Origin of the sequence: Ornithinimicrobium sp. CNJ-824 (assembly GCF_001942405.1) — a bacterium.
GTDB lineage: Bacteria > Actinomycetota > Actinomycetes > Actinomycetales > Dermatophilaceae > Ornithinicoccus > Ornithinicoccus kibberensis.
This window is the reverse complement of record NZ_MKKA01000014.1, coordinates 12,449-34,184: the sequence shown is the minus strand read 5'-3', so window position 1 is coordinate 34,184 and position 21,736 is coordinate 12,449. Positions and strand designations below refer to the sequence as shown.

Sequence of the window (21,736 nt, the reverse complement as noted above, 5' to 3'; positions counted from 1 at the left end):
GTCTGTCACGCCGGGGCGACCGGACGTCCGGTCGGTCCGCACCGGCCCGGGAACCTTGGGGCGCCGCCTTTACATCCGGCCCACCCTCTAGTTGTGTAGTCCCCACCATGGACGGTGAGAGGAACGTGAACGAGATCGGCACGGACGCAGGCCCGCTCGTCGGGCCCGCCCGACGGCTGGGCTTCGCCCCCGGCCAGATCGTGGTGGAGTACGGCGACGACGACGACGTCGAGGAGGACCTGCGGGCGGCCGTCGAGGCCCTCGTGGAGGGGCCGCTCGAGGGGGAGGACTACGACGGGGTCGTCGACGTCGTCCTGCTGTGGTGGCGCGACGGCGACGGCGACCTGGCCGACGAGCTCGTCGACGCCCTCACGACGCTGGAGGACGGCGGGTTCATCGCCCTGCTCACACCCGGGGCGGGGCGCCCGGACCGGGTGGCCGCGCACGAGGTGCAGGAGGCCTGCACCACGTGCTCGCTGTCGGCCTCGGGAGCGGTGCCCCTGGGCTCCTGGGTGGGTCAGCGGCTCGTGGGTCGTCGGTGACGACCGTCCCCCGGGTGGGCGACCGCGCGCCCGAGCTGGACCTGCCCGACCAGCACGGGGAACGGCGGCTGCTGCCGGAGCTCGTGGCCGACCGGCACCTGCTGGTGGTGTTCTTCCCGTTCGCCTTCTCCTCCATCTGCACCGGGGAGCTGCTCGAGATCCAGCTCAACATCGACGAGTTCGTCAACGACCGGGTGCAGGTCGTGGGCGTATCGTGCGACCCCACCTCCTCGCTGCGCGCGTGGGCCGCCCAGGAGGGCTACCGCTTCCCGCTGCTGTCGGACTTCTGGCCGCACGGTCGCGCCGCCCGTTCCTACGGGGTGCTCGACGAGGGCACCGGCGCGGCGACGCGAGGCACCTTCCTGGTGGACCCCGACCGGGTGGTCACCTGGAGCCTGGTCCACGGCCCGGGCGAGGAGCGGCCGATCGGGCTGCTGCACGAGGCGGTCCGCGGGCTGTAGCTCAGAGGCGAGGAGGCCGTCGGTGCGCCGTGTACGCCGGGGGTCCCGCGGGGCTGGCACAATGGTCGCCCCAAGGGGCCTGTAGCTCAGCTGGTAGAGCGCCGCGTTTACACCGCGTAGGTCGTCGGTTCGAGCCGGCCGGGCCCACGTGGACAACAGCAGAGAGACCGCAGGACCGGACGGGCTGCCGCTCCACGAGGTGGTGTCCGTCCTGGAGCGGCTCTACCCCCCCGACACCGCCCAGTCGTGGGACCGCGTGGGGCTGGTCGCGGGCGACCCGGACCAGCGGGTGCGGCACGTGCTGCTGGCGGTCGACCCGACGCTGGAGGTCGTCGCGGAGGCGGTCGCGACCGGGGCGGACCTGGTCCTGACCCACCACCCGCTGCTCCTGCGGGGGATCCACTCCGTGGCCACGAGCACGGCCAAGGGCGCCACCATCACCGACCTCGTCGTCAACGACGTCGCCCTCTACTGCTCGCACACCAACGCCGACGTGGCCGACCTCGGCGTGGGTCACGCCCTGGCGCGCGCCTGCGGTCTGGACCTCACGCAGCCCCTGCAGGTCGTGGAGGGGCAGGACCTCGGCCGGGTGGGGGACCTGCCGCGGCCGACGACCCTGGCCGACCTGGCCACCCGGCTGCACGCCGCGATGCCGCCGACGGCCGGAGGGGTGCGGGTCGCCGGCCCTCCCGGCGCGGTCGTGCGCCGGGTCGCCGTGCTGGGCGGGGCGGGCGACTCCGCCCTGGCTGCCGCCAGGGCCTGCGGCGCCGACGTCTACGTCACGGCCGACCTGCGTCACCACCCTGCCCTGGAGGCGCGCGAGGAGGCCCGGGCCGACGCCCGCGGCCGCGGTGCGGAGCCGGGGACGGGCACCCCCTACCTCGTCGACGCCGGGCACTGGGCCAGCGAGTGGCTGTGGCTGCCGCTCGTCCGCGATCTGCTCGCCGAGCGGCTCGGCGGTAGCGTGAGCCTCTCCCTGTCCACCGTGCGCACCGACCCCTGGGACTTCGTCGTGGGCGCACGTCCACCGGCGGAGGACCACCCGCCCACCGGTCCGTCCGCCCCCCGACCCGGAGGTATGCCGTGAAGGCCAGCCCGCAGATGCAGTCCCGACTCCTGGACCTGCTCGACCTCGACACCAGGCTCACCCAGCTGGACCACCAGCTGCGCACGCTGCCGGAGCTGACGGACATCGCCCGGCTCGAGTCGGCCGAGGCGGACCTGAAGGCCGAGGTGGTGCGCACCGAGACGGCGGTCTCCGACCTGCAGCGCGAGGTGGCCCGGGCCGAGGCGGCGGTCCAGCAGGTGCGGGACCGGGCCGCGCGCGACCAGGCGCGCCTCGACGAGGGCAGCGGCACGTCCAAGTCGCTGCAGGGGCTGCAGCACGAGCTCGCCTCGCTCGCCCGGCGTCAGGAGGTGCTGGAGGACGAGCAGCTCGAGGTCATGGAACGTGTCGAGGCGGCCCAGGCGGCCGCCGACCGGGCCGTGCGGGAGCACGCCACCCACGCCGAGAAGCTGGCGGCGCTGAGGGTGCAGCGCGACGAGAAGGCCGCCCGCATCGGGGCCGAGAGGGAGCAGGTCGCCGAGGGTCGTCCCGGGATCGTGGCCGACCTGTCCGCCGAGCTGCTCGCCCTCTACGACCGGGTACGGGCGCACAGCGGCACCGGTGCCGCCCCGCTGGTGCAGCGTCGGTGCGGCGGCTGCCGGCTCGACCTCAACGCGGTCGACCTCTCCCGGATCCGCAACGCCCCCGAGGACGAGGTCCTGCGCTGCGAGGAGTGCGGCCGGATCCTCGTCCGGACCGAGGAGTCCGGCCTGTGAGCCTTCGTCCCGCCCTGCTGGTCGAGGCCGACGGTGGGTCCCGGGGCAACCCGGGGGTGGCCGGCTACGGGGCGCTGGTCAAGGACGCACGGACCGGCGAGCTGCTCGCCGAGCGGGCCCTGCCCCTGGGGACGGCCTCCAACAACGTCGCCGAGTACAGCGGCCTCGTGGCGGGCCTGGAGGCCGTGCTCGACCTGGGCCTGGCCACCGACGCGGCCGTGGAGGTCCGGATGGACTCCAAGCTGGTCGTGGAGCAGATGTGCGGACGGTGGAAGATCAAGCACGAGGACATGCGCCGGCTGGCCCTCCAGGCCCGCGCCCTCGTCGACCGCATCCAGACCGCAGGTGGTTCGGTCCGGTTCACCTGGATCCCCCGCGAGCGCAACGGGGCGGCCGACGCGCTGTCCAACGTCGCGATGGACGGCCGGACGGTCCACCGCGACCTCGCGCGCGAGCGCGCGGGCTCGGACGGACCCGGGACGGCGGAGGAGACGCCCGCCGCGGCAGGGCCCGGCACGGGGCAGGTCTTCGGCGACGCCCGCGTGCCGCTCACCGACGTGTTCGTCTCCGACGAGACCGTGCCGACCCTCGAGGGGCAGACCCGGCTGGTCCTGGTGCGGCACGGGGTGACCGACTTCACCCAGGGCCACCGGCTCGACGGACGCGGAGGCGCCGACCCCGCCCTCAACGCCACCGGGCTGGCGCAGGCCAGGGCCGCCGCCGTCGCCGTGCGGCGTCTGCTGGACCGCTCGGACCCGGGGCGCGTCACGGTGGTCTCGTCGTCGCTGCGGCGGGCCCGGCAGACGGGGCAGGTCGTCGCCGACCACCTGGGCGTGGCCCGCGAGGAGGATGCGGACTGGGACGAGCAGGGGTTCGGCTCCTGGGACGGTCGGGCCATGCCCGACCTCGTCCGGGACAGCGCCGCGGACCTGGCCCGCCTCCGGCACGACCTCGACTTCGCCCCTCCCGGCGGGGAGACCCGTCGCGAGCTCGACCGACGGGTGGGCGCGGCGCTGGGTCGGGCGATCTCCCGCGGGGGGACGGTAGTGGTCGCGACCCACCGGGGGGTCCTGATGTCGGTGCTCGGCCGGCTGCTGGGCATCGACCACTCCCGGGCCTGGTCGGTCGCCACGGCGCCCACGTCCCTGACGGCGGTCGAGGTCTGGGCCGACGGCGGTGTCCAGGTGGAGTTCGTCAACGACACCCACCACCTCTACGACCCCGCCTTCGCCGAGGACCTCGCCCAGCTGGAGGCGCAGGTGCGCATCCTCGACAGCTCCCTGGAGGGCCCCCCGGCCTAGCCTCGGTGGACGACGTCCATCGTCCAGGGCCTCCCGGCCCGCCCCGGCTCGTGCAGGGCGACCTCGAACTCCTCCTCGAGGAGCTCGACGAGCGCCTCCGGGCGTCGGGGGTCCTCGGGGGTGCGGCACAGGGCCCGGGCCACCAGCCCCCGGGTGTGCTTGGCCATGTGGGTCGCACCCGGCACCCGCACCTGGACCCACCGGCGGCCGAGCTCGCCCGCCGGGGCCCAGGCGGCGGCATACGTGCTGGACCGGCAGTCCACGACCAGGCCGCGGCCGGCCGCCGAGGCGAGCACCGGTCCCAGGTGGGGGCGCCAGAACGTGGCCAGGGGCCCCGGCCCTGGCAGCGGCACCCCCATGGAGAGGCGGTAGGGGGCCAGCCGGTCGGTGGGTCGCACCGCGCCGTAGAGCGCCGACACCACGACGATCCGGCGGGCGGCCCGACGGGCGGACGCGGCGTCCAGGGAGGCGAGGTCCAGAGCGTCGTAGAGCACCCCGGTGTAGAGCTCCCGGGCCGGCAGCGCGGGCGCGTCCGCCAGGCGCAGGTTGCGCCCGACCTCGCCGGCGACGGCCGGCCCGACCCCGAGCAGCGACGCCGCGTCCGGGCGTGCGCTCACCGTCGTCAGGGCCTTGGCGACCTCCGCGCGGGCGGGGGCCAGCTCGGGGAAGGCGAGGGTATGCGGTCGCGCGGGTGCCCCGCGGTCCCGGGTCGCCTTGGACTCGGACGGGGGCAGGAGGATCAGCACGACAGGCAGGGTAGGCCACGTAGGGTGACGGCATGGTTCAGCGTGCGACACGGCTCACCGGCACCGGTGAGCACACCCAGCTGCTCGAACGGGCCTTCGCGCGGGCCCGGGCCGAGCAGGACCTCCCGACCGGCTTCCCCCCCGAGGTGCTCGCCGAGGTCGAGCGGGCCGTGGCCGACCCGGACCTGCCGGAGCGGGACGAGACGCAGGTCCCCTTCGTCACGATCGACCCTCCCGGCTCGATGGACCTCGACCAGGCGATGCACATCGAACGCGCCGGTGAGGGCTACCGGGTGCGCTACGCGATCGCCGACGTCCCGGCGTTCCTCCGGGAGGGGGGTGCCCTCGACGAGGAGGTGCGTCGACGGGGCATGACGGTCTACTGCCCCGACGTGCGCGTGCCCCTGCACCCCCCGCAGCTGAGCGAGGACGCCGCCAGCCTGCTCCCCGACCAGGTGAGGCCCGCCTACGTGTGGGACATGCACCTGACGCCGGAGGGGGAGCGGGACCACGCCGACCTCTACCGCGCGATGGTGCGGTCCGTGCGGCGCTACACCTACGAGGAGGTGCAGGGCCTGGTGGACGGCGGGACGGCCGAGCCCACCCTGCGTCTGCTCAAGGAGGTGGGCGAGCTCCGGGTCCGGCGCGAGGACGACCGGGGCGGTGCCAGCCTGCCGATGCCGGAGCAGGACGTGGAGGTCGACGACGCGGGCCACTACCACCTCAGGCTGCGTCCCCTCCTGGCCGCGGAGGACTGGAACGCCCAGATCTCGCTGCTCACCGGGATGGTCGCGGCCCAGATCATGCTCGAGGCGGGCACGGGGATCCTCCGCACGATGCCCGCACCCGACGAGGGCAGCGTGGCCCGCTTCCGTCGGGAGGCACAGGCCCTGGGGGTGCCCTGGCCGGAGGAGCTCAGCTACGGACGGTTCCTGCGGACCCTGGACCGTGACGACCCTGCCCACCTGGCCGTCGTCAACGCCGCCACCAGCCTGTTCCGCGGGGCCGGCTACACGGTGCTGGACGGCGTGGCCCCGGCGGAGGAGGACGTCGTCCAGGCGGCCATCGCCGCCCCCTACACGCACACCACGGCGCCCCTCCGCCGTCTCGTCGACCGGTTCTCCCTGGCCGTGTGCGAGGCGCTCGTCCACGGCCGGGAGGTGCCCGGCTGGGCCGCTGCGGCGATGCCGGTCCTGCCCGACCTCATGGCCGAGGCGGACCGGCGGACCCGCTCGGTCGAGCGGGCCTGCCTGTCGGCGGTCGAGGCGGCCGTCCTGGCCGACCACGTCGGGGGGACCTTCGACGCCGTCGTGGTGGACGTGGGCCGACGTGGCGACCCCGTGGTCCAGCTGGTCGACCCGCCGGTGAGCGAGTTCGCCGAGGGGAGCGCCGAGCCCGGCGCCGAGGTCCGGGTCGAGGTGGTCGGCACCGACGTGCTCTCCGGGCAGGTCGACCTGCGGGTGGTCGGCGGGGCGGCGTCCGCCGGTGTGGCAGAATCGCCCGCATGAGTTTCCGTGCGCCCGCCCCGACCTCCGACTCGTTGCCGACGGGTTCTCCCGACACCCGGTCGATGAACAAGGTCCTGTCGGTCATCCCGATCGGGGTCGCCGCCTTCACGGCGGTCTTCGTGCTCGTCGACCTGGTCTCCGGCGCGCTCTTCTGACCGGCCCGCCCACGACGTCCCGGAGGCGCCGCCGGCCGAGGCCGGCGGCGCCTTCCGTGCGTCCCGGGGGTGGGCAGGGGGCGAGGATGAGCCGACCGGTACGCCGGGTTCTGTCCCTCCGCGCCGTCGCCGGCCCTGCGGAGGTGGCGGCCATCCATCTACGACGGCCGTTGCCGACCGCCTCCAGCGACCTACCCGTGCGCTCGGGCGGGCAGCCCTCGAGCACGCACTGTCTGGTCTTGCTCCCGGTGGGGTTTACCGAGCCACGCCAGTCGCCTGGCGTGCTGGTGGTCTCTTACACCACCCTTTCACCCTGACCCACCGGCGGACCGGTGGGCGGTCTACTTTCTGTGGCACTGTCCCGCGGGTCGCCCCGGGTGGCCGTTAGCCACCACCGTGCCCTGTGGAGCCCGGACGTTCCTCGGCGGACCCGGGGGTCCGACGCGGCCGCCTGGCCGACTCATCCTCGACCACCCAGTCTACCGCCCCAGCGTCGTCGCGCCCGCCCCCCGCAGGTCGAGCACCTCGACCCCGCCGTCGGCGCCGAAGTCTGCGACGTGCCCGAGGTACATCGACCGGCCGGTGTCGTTGAGCAGCCCGTCGTGGATGGGGACCACGCCCCGTCGCGGTGCGATCCGGCGGACGAACTGCAGGGTCTCGGCGACCTTTCCCCAGGGCGCGTTGACCGGGACGGCCAGCACGTCGACCGGCCCGGGCTCGGCGTCCAGGGCGTCCCCGGGGTGGAACAGCACGGGAGCACCTTCGGCCTCCAGCACCACCCCGGTGTTGCCGATGCGTTCCACCCACGGGTGGATGACGGCGTGCTGCTTCCCCACCGGGCGCACGAGGACCGGGTCGAGGTCCACCTGGCCGCCCGGCTCGAGGCGCTCCACCCGGCCCTCCAGCCCCTCGCGCACGAGCAGGTCGGCGGTCTGCGCCTCCACGAGCACCCGGCGTCGGGGTTGGCCCGCAGCAGGTCCGGCCCGCGACGGGGGTCGAGGTGGTCCGGGTGCTGGTGGGTCACGACCACGGCGGTCAGGCCGCGCAGCCCGTCGAGGTCGGAGAAGGAGCCCGGGTCGACGAGGATCCGCTGCCCGCCCTCCTCGACGAGCAGGCACGCGTGGCCCAGGTGCGTCAGCTGCATGATGCGCCTTCCGTCTCGGGTGGATGTCACCCCCACGCTAGGACGGTCGGAGGACCGACGCCAGGGGTGCGTACGCTGGGTCCCCGTGGAGTTCCTCAACGGCATGCGGCCGACGCACGAGCTGACCTACGACGACGTGTTCATGGTGCCCTCCCGCTCGGCGGTCACCTCCCGGCTCGACGTCGACCTGACCACCCCGGACCGCGTGGGGACGACGATTCCGGTGGTCGTGGCCAACATGACCGCCGTCTCCGGCCGACGGATGGCCGAGACGGTCGCCCGGCGGGGCGGCACGGCCGTGCTGCCGCAGGACATCCCGCTGCCCGAGGTGCGGCGCACCGTCGAGCGGGTCAAGGGCAGCCACCCGGTCTACGAGACCCCCATCGTCATCGAGCGCTCCGCCCCGGTCGCCCAGCTGCTGTCCGTCATGGGCAAGCGGGCGCACCGCGCCGCGGTCGTCGTGGAGGCGGGCCGTCCCGTCGGTGTGGTGACCGAGGGCGACTGCGAGGACGTCGACCGGTTCTCCTCCGTCGCCGAGGTCATGCAGGAGCCACGGGTGGTCCTCGAGGACGGGGTCGACCTGCGGGTCGCCTTCGACGAGCTCGAACGGACCCGGGCCGGTCTGGCACCGGTGGTGGCCGGCGGCCTGCTGCGCGGGATCGTCACGCGCACCGGGCTGCTGCGGTCGGCGATCTACACCCCGGCGGTCGACCGTGACGGCCGGCTCTGCATCGGGGCCGCGGTGGGCATCAACGGGGACGTGCCCGCCAAGGCGACCGAGCTGCTCGGCATCGGCGTCGACGTGCTCGTGGTGGACACCGCCCACGGTCACCAGGAGAAGATGCTCGACGCGCTCCCGCAGGTCGTCGCGGTCCGCGACGAGCACGCCGCCCGGACCGGCGTGCGGGTCCCCGTCGTGGCCGGCAACGTCGTCTCCCGGGCCGGGGTCCACGACCTGGCCGCCGCCGGGGCCGACATCGTCAAGGTGGGGGTGGGACCCGGCGCCATGTGCACCACCCGGATGATGACCGGGGTGGGCAGGCCGCAGTTCTCCGCGGTCGTGGAGTGCGCCGAGGCGGCCCGCGAGAGCGGGATCCACGTGTGGGCGGACGGCGGGGTCAAGCACCCCCGGGACGTGGCGCTGGCGCTCGCCGGCGGGGCGGCCTCGGTCATGGTGGGGTCCTGGTTCGCGGGCACCCTGGAGTCGCCCGGCGACCTCATGCGCGACGCCGAGGGGCGCGCCTACAAGGAGTCCTTCGGGATGGCCTCCGCACGGGCGGTGCGGCAGCGCACGAAGGACCTCTCGGCCTTCGACCGCGCCCGCTCGGCGCTGTTCGAGGAGGGCATCTCCTCCGGACGGATGTTCCTCGACCCCCTGCGGCCCGGGGTCGAGGACGTCGTCGACCGCATCGTCTCCGGCGTCCGCAGCGCCTTTACCTACGCCGGCGCGCGCACGATCGGGGAGTTCCACACGCGGTCGGTCGTCGGGGTACAGGGCGCGGCCGGGTTCGAGGAGGGCAGACCCCGCCACACGTCCTGGTAGACGGTCGCACCTGGTGCCGCCCGGGAGGACGCGCTCGTGGCGGGGAGGACCGCCGCCCTACTCCTCCAGGTGCCGGGTGTGCCAGGCGGCGCCGATGATGCCGGCGTCGTTGCGCAGCTCGGCCGCCACGATCGGGGCGCGCAGGTGGAGCAGCGGCAGGAACTTGTGGGCCTTCTTCGAGACCCCCCCGCCGACGATGATGAGATCGGGCCACAGCAGGTTCTCCACGTGCGAGTAGTAGCGCTGCAGCCGTTCGGCCCACTCCTCCCACGACAGGTCCTCCTGCTCGCGGGCGCTGCTGGCGGCCCGGGTCTCGGCGTCGTGCCCGTCGAGCTCGAGGTGCCCCAGCTCGGTGTTCGGGAGCAGCTCGCCGCCACGGAACAGCGCCGAGCCGATCCCGGTGCCCAGCGTGGTGAGCAGCACGACGCCGTCGTTGCCCCGGCCCGCCCCGAAGTGCATCTCGGCGACCCCCGCGGCGTCCGCGTCGTTGACCACGTGCACCGGCCGGTCCAGCCGACGGGTGAACAACGCGTCGCGTCGGTGCCGATCCAGCTGCTGTCGATGTTCGCCGCCGTCCGCACCACGCCGTGGTGCACCACCGCCGGCACCGTGATGCCGACCGGGCTCTCCTCGTCGATGTCGTCGAACTCCTCGATGATCTCGGCCACGATGTCCGCCACCGCCTCCGGGGTCGCGTCGTCGGGGGTGTCGATGCGGACGCGGTCGTCGGCGAAGGCGCCTTGTCCAGGTCGACGGGAGCGCCCTTGATGCCGCTGCCGCCGATGTCGACTCCGAGGATGTGCTGGCCCATGGTGTTGGTCCTTCCGAAGGGGGCTGGGAGGGGTGGGTGACCCGGTCGTCAGGGCAGGGTGAGGATCTCCGGTCCGTCCTCGGTGACGAGGATGGTGTGCTCGAACTGGGCGGAGGGGCGGCCGTCGGCCGTCAGGACGGTCCAGCCGTCGTCCCACTCGACCCACTCGTGGGTGCCGAGGTTGAGCATCGGCTCGATGGTGAAGGTCATCCCGGGCTCGATGAGGGTGTCGTAGTCGGGGGCGGCGTCGTAGTGCGGGATCACCAGGCCGGAGTGGAAGGCCTCGCCGACGCCGTGACCGGTGAAGTCGCGGACCACCCCGTAGCCGAACCGCCGCGCGTAGCTCTCGATGACCCGGCCGATGACGTTGATCTCCCGGCCGGGCCGGGCTGCGCGGATGCCCCGCATGAGGGCCTCCTGGGTGCGCTCCACGAGCAGTCGTGTCTCCTCGGCCACCTCGCCGCAGAGGAAGGTGGCGTTGTTGTCGCCGTGGACCCCCCCGACGTAGGCGGTCACGTCGATGTTGCAGATGTCGCCGTCCTGCAGCTCGCGGTCGTCCGGGATGCCGTGGCAGACGACCTCGTTGACCGACGTGCACAGCGACTTGGGGAACCCGCGGTAGCCCAGCGTCGAGGGGTAGGCCCCGTGGTCGAGCAGGAACTCGTGCCCGGCGCGGTCGATCTCGTCGGTCGTCACGCCCGGGCGGACCATCTCGCCGCACAGCTGCAGCGCCTGGGCGGCGATGCGCCCGGCGTGCCGCATCCGCTCGACGGTCTCCTCGTCCTTGACCTCCGTGCCGCGGAACGGCGCCGGTGCCGGCCGGTCGACGTACTCGGGGCGGGCGATGCCGGCCGGGACCGGGCGGCGCGGGCTGATCTTCCCGGGGGCGAGGGGGATGCTGGTCGGCATAGGGTCGAGTGTAGGTGCCCCGCCACGGGTGCCCACGGTCGAGCAGACGGCTGCGCCCCTGCGGGGGTGCACCGGAGAGGAGTCGGTATGCAGTACTGGTTCAACACGCGCACACGGCAGGTGGAGGCGGCCGACGACCCGGAGCGGGCGCGCAGCCACGACCTCCTGGGCCCCTACGAGACCGAGGAGGAGGCCTCCCGGGCGTTGGAGATCGCCGCCGAACGGACCGCCCGCTGGGACGAGGAGGAGGCCGCCGAGGACGCGTGGCGCACGGGTGACCCGCAGGCCCGTGACTGGGACGCCAACCCGCTCAACGGCTGAGCGGTCGCCTCACCGCCGCAGGGCGGGCAGCACCTCGCGCCCGAACACCTCGATCCACTCCCGCTGGTTGCGGCCCACGTTGTGGAGGTAGACGCGGTCGAACCCGTGGTCGAGGTAGCCCTGCACGGTCGCCCGGTGCACGTCCGGGTCGCTGGAGATGACCATCCGCCCGGCGAAGTCCTCGGGCCGCACGAGCCGGGCCATCTGGGCCAGCTCGTGGGGGGAGCGGATGTCGGCCTTGGGGAAGGCCATCCCGCCGTTGGGCCACTCGGTGAGGGCGTTGGCCAGGGCCTCCTCGTCCGTCGGCGCCCAGGACAGGTGCAGCTGGAGGACCTTCGTCATGCCGTCGGGGTCCTTGCCGGCGTCGCGGGCGCCCTGGGCGAAGCGGTCCAGCAGCATCCCGACCTTCTCGTGCGGGGCCCCGACGGTGATGATCCCGTCGGCGTGCCGGCCGGTGCGACGGGCGTTCACCGGCCCCGCCGTGGCCACGAGGATGGGAGGTGCCTGCTCGGGCATCGTCCACAGGCGCGTGGTCTCCATCCGGAAGTGCTCGCCCGACCAGCGCGTGTCCCTGCCCTCCCGGGACGCCGCGAAGAGCTGGGCGATCAGGTCCACCGCCTCGAACAGCCGGCGGGACCGCTCACCGGCCTCCGGCCAGTAGCCGCCCACGACGTGCTCGTTGAGCGCCTCCCCGACGCCCAGCCCCAGCCAGGTCCGGCCGGGGTACATCGCCTCGAGGGTTGCCGCCGCCTGGGCCACCATGGCCGGGTGCCACCGGAAGCTCGGGCAGACGACCCCCGGGCCCAGGTCGCCCCGGGTGCGCTCGCCGACGGCCGTGAGCACGTTCCACACGAAGGCGGACTGCCCCTGCGCCGGGACCCAGGGCTGGAAGTGGTCGGCGGCCATGCAGCCGGAGAAGCCGTGCTTCTCCGCCAGGGCGGTGAGCCGCACGGCCTCCGTGGGGTGGAACTGCTCGAGCATGGCGGCGTAGCCGATGGTGGGGGTGCTCATGGCTGCAGCGTAGGCGCCGCGTCCGGGTAGGGTCCGGCGGATGGACGACCTTCTCGTCGAACGCGTCCTCCGGGCCGTCGAGCAGGTGCCTCCCGGACGGGTCGTCAGCTACGGGGACCTCGCGGCCCTCGTGGGCACCGGCCCCCGTCAGGTGGGTGCGGTCCTGGCCCGGTGGGGCGGGTCCGTCCCGTGGTGGCGGGTGACCGACCGCGCCGGCCGCCTGCGCCCCGACCTGCTGGCCCGGGCCCGGCCACGCTGGGAGCAGGAGGGCATCGGGCTGCACCCCGACGGGCGGGGCTGCCGGATCGGGGCCCACCGGGCGGACCTCGACCGGCTCGCCGAGGACCACGGGCGGGCCACCGCCGACCTCGACGATGCGGCAGGATGAGGCCATGAACCGCCAGCAGGAGTACGTCCTCCGGACCATCGAGGAGCGGGACATCCGGTTCGTCCGGCTCTGGTTCACCGACATCCTGGGCACGCTGAAGTCCGTGGCCGTGGCGCCAGCGGAGCTGGAGCAGGCCTTCACCGAGGGCATCGGCATCGACGGCAGCGTCATCGAGGGCTTCACCCGCGTCTACGAGGCCGACATGGTCGTCCAGCCCGACGCCGACACCTTCCAGGTGCTGCCCTGGCGGGAACGGACCGCCAGGATGTTCTGCGACATCCACATGCCCGACGGCACCCCGGCCCCCACCGACTCGCGCCACATCCTGCGTAGGGCCCTCGACGCGGCCGGTCAGGAGGGGTTCACCTTCTACACCCACCCGGAGATCGAGTTCTACCTGTTCAAGGAGCCCTACGAACCCGCGGTCGGGCCGGTGCCCGTCGACCAGGCGGGATACTTCGACCACGTCGCCCGGGGCGACGGGCACGACTTCCGCCGGGGGGCGATCGAGATGCTCGAGCAGATGGGCATCTCGGTGGAGTTCAGCCACCACGAGGGTGGCCCCGGCCAGCAGGAGATCGACCTGCGCTACGCCGACGCGCTGTCCATGGCCGACAACATCATGACCTTCCGCACCGTGGTCCGGGAGGTCGCCCTCCACGAGAAGGCCTTCGCCACCTTCATGCCCAAGCCACTGGCGCTGCACCCCGGCTCCGGGATGCACACGCACGTCTCCCTGTTCGAGGGGGACGCCAACGCCTTCTACGAGCCCGGGGCCTCCTACGAGCTGTCGACCACGGGGCGTCGGTTCATGGCCGGGGTGCTGGCGCACAGCCGCGAGATCTGCGCGGTGACCAACCAGTGGGTGAACTCCTACAAGCGGCTCTGGGGCGGCGGCGAGGCCCCCGCCTACGTGTGCTGGGGGCACAACAACCGCTCGGCCCTGGCCCGGGTGCCGATGTACTCCATCGGCAAGGGCCACTCCCGCCGGATCGAGGTCCGCTCGATCGACGCCGCGTGCAACCCCTACCTCACGTATGCGGTGATCCTCGCCTCCGGGCTGCGCGGCATCAAGGAGGGCTACGACCTCCCGCCCGAGGCGGAGGACGACGTGTGGGCCCTGACCGACGGGGAGCGACGGGCGCTCGGGATCGACCCGCTGCCGCAGAGCCTGGGCGAGGCCGTGGCCGTCATGGAGGACTCGGACCTGGTGGCCGAGGTCCTGGGGGAGCAGGTGTTCGACTTCTACCTGCGCAACAAGTGGCAGGAGTGGGGCGAGTACCGCTCCCAGGTCACCCGCTTCGAGCTCGACCGCTACCTGCTCCACCTGTGAGGTCCGGACCCGTGCGGCGACGAGGCGGCCCGCCGGGGGAGGACGACGGGCAGGTGACGGCGGCCGAGCTGGCGCGCGCCGGGGTGGCGGACACCCGCCGGTCCGGAGGCTGCTCGCCGAGGTCGTCGGACGGGCCGGGCCCGGGTTCGACGTGGCGGCACTGCTGGCCGACCTCTCCCGGGTGGCCGACCCTGACGCCGCCCTGCTGGGTCTGGTCCGCCTGCTCGATCCGCGCACCACCGCGGCCGACGGGTCCCGGACCGACGAGCCGGTGCTGCCCGTCGTGCGGGACACCGGGACGCGGCGTCGGCGCCTGCTGGCGCTCCTGGGCGGCAGCGGTGCCCTGGCCGACCACCTGGTCCGCCATCCGGAGCACCTGCCCGACGTGGTCGACGGTCAGGACCCCGACCCGTCCGCGGTCGAGGAGTCGGTCCACGGTGCGTCCGGGCGGGACGGGGCGGAGGCGCTGCGGGTCGCCTACCGGCGGCAGCTCCTGCGGGTGGCCACCCAGGACCTGACCAGCGAGGACCCGGTCGAGCTCGTCCCGACCGTGGCCGCCTGGCTGGCCGAGCTCGCCGGGGCCGCCCTCCGCGGGGCGCTGCTGCTGGCCCGGGCGGAGACGGAGGGGGAGGAGGGCTGTGAGCTCGCGGTCGTGGCCATGGGCAAGACCGGCGGGTGCGAGCTGAACTACATCAGCGACCTCGACGTCATCTTCCTGGCCGCACCCCGGGACGGGACGCCGGAGGACCGGGCGCTGGCGGTGGGGGCGATCCTGTCCAGCGCGGTCATGCGCATCTGCGGGCAGTCCACCTCCGAGGGGTCGCTGTGGCCCGTGGACGCCGCCCTGCGTCCCGAGGGCAAGAACGGTCCGCTCGTCCGTTCGCTGCACTCCCACCAGGAGTACTACCAGCGCTGGGCCAAGACCTGGGAGTTCCAGGCGCTGCTCAAGGCCCGGCACGTCGCCGGCGACGAGGAGCTGGCCAGGCGCTGGTCCGAGCTGGTCGAGCCGCTGGTGTGGGGGGCCTCGGGGCGGGAGAACTTCGTCGACGACGTGCAGGCGATGCGACGCCGCGTCGAGCGTTCTGTGCGTGCCGGGGACGGGGACCGGGAGCTGAAGCTGGGACCGGGTGGGCTGCGGGACATCGAGTTCAGCGTCCAGCTGCTGCAGCTCGTGCACGGCCGCACCGACGAGTCGTTGCGCTCGAGGACCACCCTGGAGGCCCTGGCCGCCCTCCGGGACGGAGGGTACGTGGGCCGTGACGACGCCCGGGTCCTCGACGAGCCTACCGGTTGCTGCGGGCGCTGGAGCACCGCCTCCAGCTCCACCGGATGCGGCGGACCCACGTCATGCCGACGGCGGACGCGAGCTGCGCCGCCTGGGTCGGTCGCTCGGCGAGCGGGGGGAGGCCGACCGTGCGGTGGTCCAGCGGTGGCGAGCGGTGCAGCGGGACGTGCGCCGGCTGCACGAACGGCTCTTCTACCGCCCGCTGCTGGGCGCCGTGGCCCGGTTGTCCACCGACGAGGTCCGGCTGTCCCCGGAGGCGGCCCGGGAGCGGCTCTCCGCACTCGGCTTCCGGGACCCGGACGGAGCCCTGCGCCACCTCGGCACCTTGACGGAAGGGGTCAGCCGGCGGGCCACCATCCAGCGCCACCTGCTCCCGGTGATGCTGGCCTGGTTCGCCGACGGTGCCGACCCGGACGCCGGGCTGCTGGCCTTCCGACGGATCAGCGACGCGCTGGGCACGACCCACTGGTACCTGGGGATGCTGCGGGACGAGGGGACGGCCGCCGAGCGCCTGGCCCGGGTGCTGTCGACCAGCCGCTACGCCGTGGACCTCCTGCTGCGGTCGCCGAGACGGTGGCCCTGCTCGGGGACCCCGGAGCTTGCAGGTGCCCGACCAGGAGGCCCTGCTGGCCCGCATGGCCGCTGCCGCGACCCGCCGGGACGACCCGGCCGGGGCGGTCCTCGCCGTCCGCACGGTGCGGGCCCGCGAGCTCGTCCGCGTCGTGCTGGGGGACCTGGTCGGAGGCTGGTCGGGGACGCAGGTGCGCCGTGCCCTCACCGACGTCACCGAGGCGACGCTGCGCGGGGCGCTCGACGTCGCCCTCCGCACGGTCCGGGAGCGGGACGGGGAGCTGGTCACCGACCTGCTCGTCGTCGGGATGGGGCGGCTCGGCGGGAGGGAGCTGGGATACGCCAGCGACGCCGACGTGCTCTTCGTGCACCGGCCCCGCCCGGGTGCGGACGCGGAACGGGCGAACCGCCAGGCGGCGGACGTGGTGGGCGAGCTCCGGTCGGGACTGTCCGACCGTTCCGGTCCCGACCCCGTGCTCGAGCTCGACGCCGACCTGCGGCCGGAGGGGCGGTCCGGACCCTGGTGCGCAGCCTGGAGAGCTATGCCACCTACTACGCACGTTGGTCGGCGGGGTGGGAGTCGCAGGCGCTGCTGCGGGCCCGTCCGGTCGCGGGGGACCCGGACCTGGCCCGTGCTTCACCGAGCTGGTCGAGCCGCTGCGCTGGCCCGCGGGCGGGATCGCGCCCGAGGCGGTGCGGGAGATCCGTCGGCTGAAGGCACGGATGGAGTCTGAGCGCCTGCCGAGGGGGGCGGACCCGCGCGCCCACCTCAAGCTCGGCCGCGGCGGCCTGTCCGACGTGGAGTGGGTCGTGCAGCTGCTGCAGCTGCAGCACGCGCACGAGCACGACGGGCTGCGCACGACGAGCACCGTGGAGGCCCTGGACGCGGCGGTGGGTGCCGGCCTGCTCGACCAGGAGGACCAGGTCGTGCTGGCGCGCGCCTGGGAGACGGCTTCCCAGCTGCGCGACGCCGGCGTGATGTGGCGGGGCCGGCCGGTCGACTCCGTCCCCAGCGCCTTGCGGGACGCGGAGGGCATGTCACGGGTGATGGGGCGGCCACCCGGGCACGGGTCCGAGCTGGCCGAGGAGTGGCGGCGCACCGCGCGGCACGCCCGCCAGGTCGTCGACCGGTTGTTCTACGGGGACGCACCGCCGGCGCACGGAGGCCGAGGGCCGGCGACCACGCACCGGGACCGGGGCCTGCCGGGCAGGGCCGCCGGGTTCTCCCGGGCGGCGGACGGGCCGCCACCGTCGGCCGCCCGGTTCCCCCGCCCCACCAGGGGACCCAGGAGCGGGGGGCGGGACACCGGCCGGGGGCGTTCGTAGGATGTCCGGGTGACCACGCCCAGCACGCGTCCGACGGACGACCGCGCAGCAGGTCCGGCGTCGGTCCCCCCACCGACGGCGCTCCTGCTCCTGCGCGGGCCGCGGGAGCGGGTGGCCGGCTGGGTCTCCCGGTCCGTGGTGCCGCTCGTCGTGGCCCCCGTCGGGCGGTGGACCGTCGCCGTCGCGGCGGCCGGTCCCCCCACGGGGCCGCCGTACGACGACGGTGCGCTCCTGCTCGTCGGTCGCCCCGTGCCCGCCAGGACCGGACCGGCGCTGGGCTTCTCCGAGACCGGCGGACGCGCCGTGATCACGGTCCATGCCGCCGGTCGCCGGCGGGGCCCGGGGTGGGTGGTGTGGGAGCCGGGGGTGGGTCTGGTGCGGCCCCCTGGTCTCGACCTGGCCGGCCCGGGGGAGATCGTGCGGCTGGCCGGCTGTCCCGCGCGGACCCGGGAGGAGCTGGTCGACCTGCTGCACGAGACCGGGCCACGTCCGATGACGATGCTGCAGGCCGTGATGGCCACGCTCGGCCTGCCCGGTCCACGCCTTCTCCAGGACCCGGTGCGGGCCGCCGAGCTGCCCGGTGCCACGCGGCACGACCCGTCGGCCCGACAGGTGTCGTGGTTCGAGGACGCCGTCGCCGACTCCGTCCGGCTGCGGCGGGAGCTCGGGGTCCTGGAGTGACCGGCGCCCTCGCGGGAAGCCCGGCACCGGGTGGCGCGGGGAGCCCGTTCCAGCTGCTGCCCGCCGTGGACGTGTCCGGCCGCCGGGCCGTCCAGGTCGTCGACGGGGGACCCGCGGACCCGCTCGCCGTCGCACGGCGATGGGTCATGGAGGGGGCCGACCGCATCCACGTCGTCGACCTGGACCGTGCCTTCGGCCGGGGCTCGGACCTGACCTACCTTGCCGGGCTCGTCCACGCCCTTCCCGTCCCGACCCAGCTCTCCGGGGGGCTCGACGGTCCCGGGGCGGCCCTGGAGGCCCTGGCGACCGGGGCGTGGCGGGTCAACCTGGCGGCGGCCGCACTCCGTGACCCGGCCGCGCTCCAGGCCCTTGTCGCCGAGCACGGCGCGCGGGTCGCGGTCGGGGTGGACGTCGTCGGGGACCGGGTGGTCGCCCGCGGGTCGGGCGTGGACCTGGGGCCCCTGCCGGAGGTCCTCGACGTCCTCGTCGAGACCCTGCGCCCGGCACCCCCGGGTGCGATCGTGCTCGCGGACGCCGGACGCGACGGACGCCGTACGGGGGTGGACGTCGGTCTGGTCCGCCGGGTCGTGGCCCACCTGGGCTCCCTCGCGCCCGTGGTCGCCTCCGGAGGGGTGGCCGAGCTCGACGACCTGCGCGCACTCCGCGCCGCCGGCGCCGCGGGGGCGGTCCTGGGGTCCGCCCTCTACCACGGCGCCTTCACCCTCTCCCAGGCCAAGGAGGCCGTCGCATGACCCACCGGTTCAGCAGCCACGACCCGCAGGAGGGCTCCGACAGCGCCGGGGTGCCGTGGCAGGGACGCACCCTGACGGGCACCGGTTTCGACCAGGACGACGGCACCGCCGACGAGGGACTGGCCGTCCTGCTCCAGGCCCACCGGCGGGCCGGCGACGGCGGGGGCGGGCCGCCGCTCGACCCGGCCGAGCTCGTCGCCGCCGTGGCACAGGCGCGGCTCATCGTGCCCGTCGTGGCCGTGCCGGGGGAGATCGACGACTCCTCGGGCGTCCCGGTCGACACCCGCATCGACATGGCGTCGGTGACGCTCGTCGCCCCCGACGGCGCCCGCGCCCTGCCGGCCTTCACCTCCGTGGCGGCCCTGACGGCGTGGAACGCCGACGCCCGCCCGGTGCCGGTGACCGCTCAGCGCGCCGCCCTGGCGGCCGTGCAGGAAGGGTGCTCGGTCATCCCCCTGGACCTGCCCTCCCCGCCGGGGAGCGCGGCATACCTGCTCCGGCCGTCCATGGTGTGGGCCCTGGCCATGGGGCGGCCGTGGGTTCCCGCGCACGAGGACGACCAGGTGCTCCGCGCCGTCGCCGCGGCCGTGGCGGACCAGGAGGCGGTGGTGGACCACCGGTGCACCGCCGGTCCCGACGGGGCCCTGCAGGTCGAGCTGACGCTCGCCCCCGGCCTGGGGCAGGAGGAGATCCGTCGGCTCGTCACCGGGGTGGGCGAGCGGATCGCCGCCGACGGTGAGGCCCGGGCCCGGATCGACGCCGTGGCCTTCCGGCTGGGACGGACCTGAGGTCCGGACGCGCACGACGGGCGCGCCGCTCCTGGCAGGAGCGACGCGCCCGTCGACGGCCGGGTGCGGTGCCGCTCAGCTGTCGGCGGCGTGCCCCGGCTGGGCGGAGGCGGACGCTCGGGCCGCACGCCCTCGGCGTCGGGCGTCCCGGAGTCCTCGTCCTTGGGGCCGGCGCCGGGGACCTGGTCACCCTTGGCGGCCCGGTAGGCCTCCTCGACGCGACGACCGATGTTCTCGTCGACGTTGCGCCAGTACTCGAAGACGCGGGAGAGCACGGGCTCGCGCACGTCGTCCGGCATGAGGGAGCCGACCACGGTCTCCACCAGACGCTGGCGCTGCTCCTCGCTGTACACCTCGCGGACGAGGATGCCGGGCTGGGTGAAGTCGTCGTCGTCCGCGCGCAGGGTGTAGGCCGAGCGCACCAGCTCGCCGTCGGCCTCCCAGCCGTTCTCCACCGGCCCGGTCTCGTCCGACCAGGGGCGGTCGTAGGAGTTGGGGGCGTAGGTGGGCTGGTTGCCCGAGTGCAGGAAGGCCATCGGGCCGTCGAACTGGTAGGCGTTGGTCTGCACCTGGGGCTGGTTGACCGGCAGGTGCTGGAAGTTGGCCCCGATGCGGTGACGCTGGGCGTCCGGGTAGGAGAAGACGCGCGCCAGGAGCATCTTGTCGGGGGAGACCCCGGTCCCGGGGACCTGGTTCGACGGGGAGAAGGCGGCCTGCTCGATCTCGGCGTGGAAGTTGACCGGGTTGCGGTCCAGCGTCAGGGTGCCGACCTTCACGAGCGGGTAGTCCGCGTGCGGCCACACCTTGGTGAGGTCGAACGGGTTGATCCGGTAGGTCTTGGCCTCCTCGTACGGCATGATCTGCATCGACAGCGTCCAGGAGGGGTGGTCCCCCCGCTCGATCGCGTCGAACAGGTCGCGGCGGTGGAAGTCCGCGTCCTCGCCGGCCAGCTGCCCGGCCTCCTCGTTCGTCAGGTTCTCCACGCCCTGCTCGCTGTGCCAGTGGTACTTGACGAAGAAGCGCTCGCCCTCGGCGTTGACCCACATGTAGGTGTGCGAGGAGTAGCCGTTCATGTGCCGCCAGGTCTTGGGCAGGCCACGGTCGCCCATGAGGTAGGTGACCTGGTGGGCCGACTCGGGGGTGGAGGTCCAGAAGTCCCACTGCATGTTGTTCGACCGCAGGCCGCTGTCGGGCAGGCGCCGCTGGCTGCGGATGAAGTGGGGGAACTTCATCGGGTCGCGCACGAAGAAGATGGGCGTGTTGTTGCCCACCACGTCGTGGTTGCCCTCGCTGGTGTAGAGGCGCACGGCGAAGCCACGCACGTCCCGCCAGGTGTCGGGGGAGCCCTGCTCGCCGGCGACGGTGGAGAAGCGGACGAGCGCCTCGGACTCCGCGCCCTGCTGGAAGGCGGCGGCCTTGGTCCAGCGGGAGACGTCCTCGGTGACGACGAACCGGCCGAACGCACCCGAACCCTTGGCGTGGGGCAGCCTCTCCGGCACCTTCTCGCGGTCGAAGTGGGCCAGCGTCTCGATGAGGCTCACGTCGTGCAGGAGCAGCGGTCCGTCGGCGCCGACGGACAACGAGTTGCGGTCCGAGCCCGAGGGCACGCCCGCGGTGGTCGTGGACCCCGTGGTGCTGGGGTGCTGCTCGTGGTGGAGCTGGTTGACGAACCCGTGCTGGGTCTCGCTCATGCGTTCTCCTTCGAGTGGTGGATGGTCGGGGTGTTCCGGGTGGAGGGCCCCGCCCCGCCGCCGGGGGAGTGGTCCCCGTCCGTGCGGCAGGAAGGGCACAGGCCCCAGTAGATGACCTCGGCCTCGTCGACGAGGAACCCGAGGGACTGCGGGCCGGCGGGGTCCAGGCAGGGGACGCTGCCCGTCGCGCAGGGAACGTCGTGCAGACGGCCGCAGCCGCGGCAGACGACGTGGTGGTGGTTGTCCCCGCCGTCGATCTCGTAGCGGGCGACCGAGTGGGCCGGCTGGATCCGACGCAGGACCCCGGCCCCGTCGAGCGTGGAGAGGACGTCGTAGACCCCCTGCACCGACACGCCGGGGGCCCCGTCGGCGGACCCGCCACGGACCCGCTCGAGCACCTGGGCGGCGTCGGCGTGGGGGTGCTCGGCGAGGACCTCCAGCACGGCGACCCTGGGGCCGGTGACCCGCAGACCGGCCGAGCGCAGCAGGTCCATCGGGGCGGTCGGCATGGGCCCATCGGACCACGTTTCCTTGAATCGTTCAAGTTCAGGCCGCGCCGCTTTCCGACGCCCGGGGCGGGGACGCAGATCTGCTAGCATGATGGATCGACCAGTCGGACGTCCGCGCGTCCGACGTGCAAGAGGGGCCT

General features: G+C 74.3%; 21 protein-coding genes, 1 tRNA gene, 1 other RNA gene and 5 pseudogenes. 18 read left to right on the top strand and 10 right to left on the bottom strand.

The genetic code is table 11. The features are described 5' to 3' along the window. Positions 1 to 125: 125 nt before the first annotated feature. From BJF81_RS07475 to BJF81_RS07450, 6 genes are all read left to right on the top strand, one after another. Complete coding sequence (locus BJF81_RS07475) at positions 126 to 542, top strand: DUF3052 domain-containing protein (RefSeq protein ID WP_237770097.1); 417 nt, start codon at positions 126 to 128, stop codon at positions 540 to 542. A gap of 14 nt (positions 543 to 556) precedes the next feature. Next, positions 557 to 1,003 (top strand): peroxiredoxin, encoded by a 447-nt coding sequence (locus BJF81_RS07470; RefSeq protein WP_237770096.1) that lies wholly within the window; start codon positions 557 to 559, stop codon positions 1,001 to 1,003. A 75-nt stretch (positions 1,004 to 1,078) separates the two neighbouring features. Further along, positions 1,079 to 1,150 (top strand) — tRNA-Val (locus tag BJF81_RS07465). 1 nt (position 1,151) lies between these two features. Beyond that, positions 1,152 to 2,090: a Nif3-like dinuclear metal center hexameric protein gene (locus BJF81_RS07460; RefSeq protein ID WP_075957804.1), complete on the top strand. Its 939-nt coding sequence runs from the start codon at positions 1,152 to 1,154 to the stop codon at positions 2,088 to 2,090. Further along, a complete protein-coding gene (locus BJF81_RS07455; RefSeq protein ID WP_075957803.1) occupies positions 2,087 to 2,824 on the top strand; it encodes a zinc ribbon domain-containing protein in 738 nt (245 codons plus the stop codon). Before BJF81_RS07460 ends, BJF81_RS07455 begins: the two co-directional genes overlap by 4 nt. Continuing rightward, positions 2,821 to 4,125, top strand: a complete 1,305-nt coding sequence (locus BJF81_RS07450; RefSeq protein WP_075957802.1) for a histidine phosphatase family protein — start codon at positions 2,821 to 2,823, stop codon at positions 4,123 to 4,125. The genes BJF81_RS07455 and BJF81_RS07450 overlap by 4 nt, the downstream gene beginning before the upstream one ends. Here BJF81_RS07450 and BJF81_RS07445 read toward each other — a convergent pair. Beyond that, complete coding sequence (locus BJF81_RS07445; RefSeq protein WP_075957801.1) at positions 4,122 to 4,871, bottom strand: YaaA family protein; 750 nt, start codon at positions 4,869 to 4,871, stop codon at positions 4,122 to 4,124. The two genes, BJF81_RS07450 and BJF81_RS07445, sit on opposite strands and share 4 nt — an antisense overlap. 32 nt (positions 4,872 to 4,903) lie before the next feature. Between BJF81_RS07445 and BJF81_RS07440 the strand changes: the two genes are divergently transcribed. Further along, positions 4,904 to 6,379 carry an RNB domain-containing ribonuclease gene (locus tag BJF81_RS07440; RefSeq protein WP_075957800.1) on the top strand — a complete coding sequence of 492 codons (1,476 nt, stop codon included), beginning with the start codon at positions 4,904 to 4,906 and terminating at the stop codon, positions 6,377 to 6,379. Further along, positions 6,376 to 6,534: a hypothetical protein gene (locus BJF81_RS17945; protein WP_158068633.1), complete on the top strand. Its 159-nt coding sequence runs from the start codon at positions 6,376 to 6,378 to the stop codon at positions 6,532 to 6,534. The genes BJF81_RS07440 and BJF81_RS17945 overlap by 4 nt, the downstream gene beginning before the upstream one ends. 83 nt (positions 6,535 to 6,617) lie before the next feature. On the opposite strand, the gene rnpB is transcribed toward BJF81_RS17945, so the two are convergent. From rnpB to BJF81_RS20315, 3 genes and pseudogenes are all read right to left on the bottom strand, one after another. Further along, positions 6,618 to 6,997: RNase P RNA component class A (gene rnpB, locus BJF81_RS07435), an RNA gene on the bottom strand. Positions 6,998 to 7,013: 16 nt separating this feature from the next. After that, positions 7,014 to 7,478 carry an MBL fold metallo-hydrolase gene (locus BJF81_RS07430; protein WP_269087319.1) on the bottom strand — a complete coding sequence of 155 codons (465 nt, stop codon included), beginning with the start codon at positions 7,476 to 7,478 and terminating at the stop codon, positions 7,014 to 7,016. A 116-nt stretch (positions 7,479 to 7,594) separates the two neighbouring features. Further along, positions 7,595 to 7,678, bottom strand: a pseudogene (locus tag BJF81_RS20315) (MBL fold metallo-hydrolase); the annotation flags it as partial. A gap of 85 nt (positions 7,679 to 7,763) precedes the next feature. Here BJF81_RS20315 and BJF81_RS07425 point away from each other — a divergent pair. Continuing rightward, complete coding sequence (locus BJF81_RS07425) at positions 7,764 to 9,221, top strand: GuaB1 family IMP dehydrogenase-related protein (RefSeq protein WP_075957799.1); 1,458 nt, start codon at positions 7,764 to 7,766, stop codon at positions 9,219 to 9,221. Between the two features lie 57 nt (positions 9,222 to 9,278). Here the strand turns inward: BJF81_RS07425 and ppgK are convergent. Both ppgK and map read right to left on the bottom strand, forming a co-directional pair. Then, positions 9,279 to 10,032: pseudogene (gene ppgK, locus BJF81_RS07420) on the bottom strand (polyphosphate--glucose phosphotransferase). Positions 10,033 to 10,080: 48 nt separating this feature from the next. Then, complete coding sequence (gene map, locus BJF81_RS07415) at positions 10,081 to 10,941, bottom strand: type I methionyl aminopeptidase (RefSeq protein ID WP_075957798.1); 861 nt, start codon at positions 10,939 to 10,941, stop codon at positions 10,081 to 10,083. Positions 10,942 to 11,028: 87 nt separating this feature from the next. Here map and BJF81_RS07410 point away from each other — a divergent pair, with 87 nt between their 5' ends. After that, the gene (locus BJF81_RS07410; protein ID WP_075957797.1) at positions 11,029 to 11,262 is read left to right on the top strand and encodes a hypothetical protein; all 234 of its coding nucleotides are present in this window, start codon (positions 11,029 to 11,031) and stop codon (positions 11,260 to 11,262) included. Positions 11,263 to 11,271: 9 nt separating this feature from the next. Here the strand turns inward: BJF81_RS07410 and BJF81_RS07405 are convergent, their stop codons facing one another. After that, the gene (locus BJF81_RS07405; RefSeq protein WP_075957796.1) at positions 11,272 to 12,273 is read right to left on the bottom strand and encodes a TIGR03557 family F420-dependent LLM class oxidoreductase; all 1,002 of its coding nucleotides are present in this window, start codon (positions 12,271 to 12,273) and stop codon (positions 11,272 to 11,274) included. Positions 12,274 to 12,313: 40 nt separating this feature from the next. Between BJF81_RS07405 and BJF81_RS07400 the strand changes: the two genes are divergently transcribed. Next, positions 12,314 to 12,661 (top strand): MGMT family protein, encoded by a 348-nt coding sequence (locus BJF81_RS07400; RefSeq protein ID WP_075957795.1) that lies wholly within the window; start codon positions 12,314 to 12,316, stop codon positions 12,659 to 12,661. A gap of 4 nt (positions 12,662 to 12,665) precedes the next feature. Beyond that, complete coding sequence (locus tag BJF81_RS07395) at positions 12,666 to 13,994, top strand: glutamine synthetase family protein (protein WP_075957794.1); 1,329 nt, start codon at positions 12,666 to 12,668, stop codon at positions 13,992 to 13,994. On the opposite strand, the gene BJF81_RS19390 is transcribed toward BJF81_RS07395, so the two are convergent. Then, positions 13,954 to 14,430: a hypothetical protein gene (locus BJF81_RS19390; protein ID WP_237770101.1), complete on the bottom strand. Its 477-nt coding sequence runs from the start codon at positions 14,428 to 14,430 to the stop codon at positions 13,954 to 13,956. The genes BJF81_RS07395 and BJF81_RS19390 overlap by 41 nt on opposite strands. Here BJF81_RS19390 and BJF81_RS19385 point away from each other — a divergent pair. From BJF81_RS19385 to BJF81_RS19360, 6 genes and pseudogenes are all read left to right on the top strand, one after another. Continuing rightward, positions 14,311 to 15,608, top strand: a pseudogene (locus tag BJF81_RS19385) ([protein-PII] uridylyltransferase family protein). The gene BJF81_RS19390 and the pseudogene BJF81_RS19385 sit on opposite strands and share 120 nt — an antisense overlap. 306 nt (positions 15,609 to 15,914) lie before the next feature. After that, a pseudogene (locus BJF81_RS21445) lies at positions 15,915 to 16,564 on the top strand (hypothetical protein). Between the two features lie 8 nt (positions 16,565 to 16,572). Further along, the gene (locus BJF81_RS19365; RefSeq protein ID WP_237770099.1) at positions 16,573 to 17,175 is read left to right on the top strand and encodes a [protein-PII] uridylyltransferase family protein; all 603 of its coding nucleotides are present in this window, start codon (positions 16,573 to 16,575) and stop codon (positions 17,173 to 17,175) included. Between the two features lie 9 nt (positions 17,176 to 17,184). Continuing rightward, complete coding sequence (locus BJF81_RS07370; protein WP_075957791.1) at positions 17,185 to 17,856, top strand: hypothetical protein; 672 nt, start codon at positions 17,185 to 17,187, stop codon at positions 17,854 to 17,856. After that, entirely contained in the window at positions 17,853 to 18,608 is a 756-nt protein-coding gene (locus tag BJF81_RS07365; protein ID WP_075957790.1) for a HisA/HisF-related TIM barrel protein, read from the top strand. The genes BJF81_RS07370 and BJF81_RS07365 overlap by 4 nt, the downstream gene beginning before the upstream one ends. Beyond that, positions 18,605 to 19,018 (top strand): annotated as a pseudogene (locus BJF81_RS19360) (SseB family protein); the annotation flags it as partial. The gene BJF81_RS07365 and the pseudogene BJF81_RS19360, both read left to right, overlap by 4 nt. Here the strand turns inward: BJF81_RS19360 and BJF81_RS07355 are convergent. Beyond that, the gene (locus tag BJF81_RS07355) at positions 19,015 to 21,087 is read right to left on the bottom strand and encodes a catalase (protein WP_237770095.1); all 2,073 of its coding nucleotides are present in this window, start codon (positions 21,085 to 21,087) and stop codon (positions 19,015 to 19,017) included. The pseudogene BJF81_RS19360 and the gene BJF81_RS07355 sit on opposite strands and share 4 nt — an antisense overlap. After that, positions 21,084 to 21,596: a Fur family transcriptional regulator gene (locus BJF81_RS07350; protein ID WP_075957788.1), complete on the bottom strand. Its 513-nt coding sequence runs from the start codon at positions 21,594 to 21,596 to the stop codon at positions 21,084 to 21,086. The genes BJF81_RS07355 and BJF81_RS07350 overlap by 4 nt, the downstream gene beginning before the upstream one ends. Positions 21,597 to 21,736 lie beyond the last annotated feature (140 nt).

Bases quoted from the DNA above. Each gene is read 5' to 3' on its own strand.
- BJF81_RS07410 (WP_075957797.1), top strand. From the start codon at position 11,029: ATGCAGTACTGGTTCAACACGCGCACACGGCAGGTGGAGGCGGCCGAC.
- BJF81_RS07440 (WP_075957800.1), top strand. From the start codon at position 4,904: ATGGTTCAGCGTGCGACACGGCTCACCGGCACCGGTGAGCACACCCAG.
- BJF81_RS07350 (WP_075957788.1), bottom strand. From the start codon at position 21,596: ATGCCGACCGCCCCGATGGACCTGCTGCGCTCGGCCGGTCTGCGGGTC.
- BJF81_RS17945 (WP_158068633.1), top strand. From the start codon at position 6,376: ATGAGTTTCCGTGCGCCCGCCCCGACCTCCGACTCGTTGCCGACGGGT.
- BJF81_RS19365 (WP_237770099.1), top strand. From the start codon at position 16,573: ATGGAGTCTGAGCGCCTGCCGAGGGGGGCGGACCCGCGCGCCCACCTC.
- BJF81_RS07395 (WP_075957794.1), top strand. From the start codon at position 12,666: ATGAACCGCCAGCAGGAGTACGTCCTCCGGACCATCGAGGAGCGGGAC.
- BJF81_RS07400 (WP_075957795.1), top strand. From the start codon at position 12,314: ATGGACGACCTTCTCGTCGAACGCGTCCTCCGGGCCGTCGAGCAGGTG.
- BJF81_RS07405 (WP_075957796.1), bottom strand. From the start codon at position 12,273: ATGAGCACCCCCACCATCGGCTACGCCGCCATGCTCGAGCAGTTCCAC.
- map (WP_075957798.1), bottom strand. From the start codon at position 10,941: ATGCCGACCAGCATCCCCCTCGCCCCCGGGAAGATCAGCCCGCGCCGC.
- BJF81_RS07355 (WP_237770095.1), bottom strand. From the start codon at position 21,087: ATGAGCGAGACCCAGCACGGGTTCGTCAACCAGCTCCACCACGAGCAG.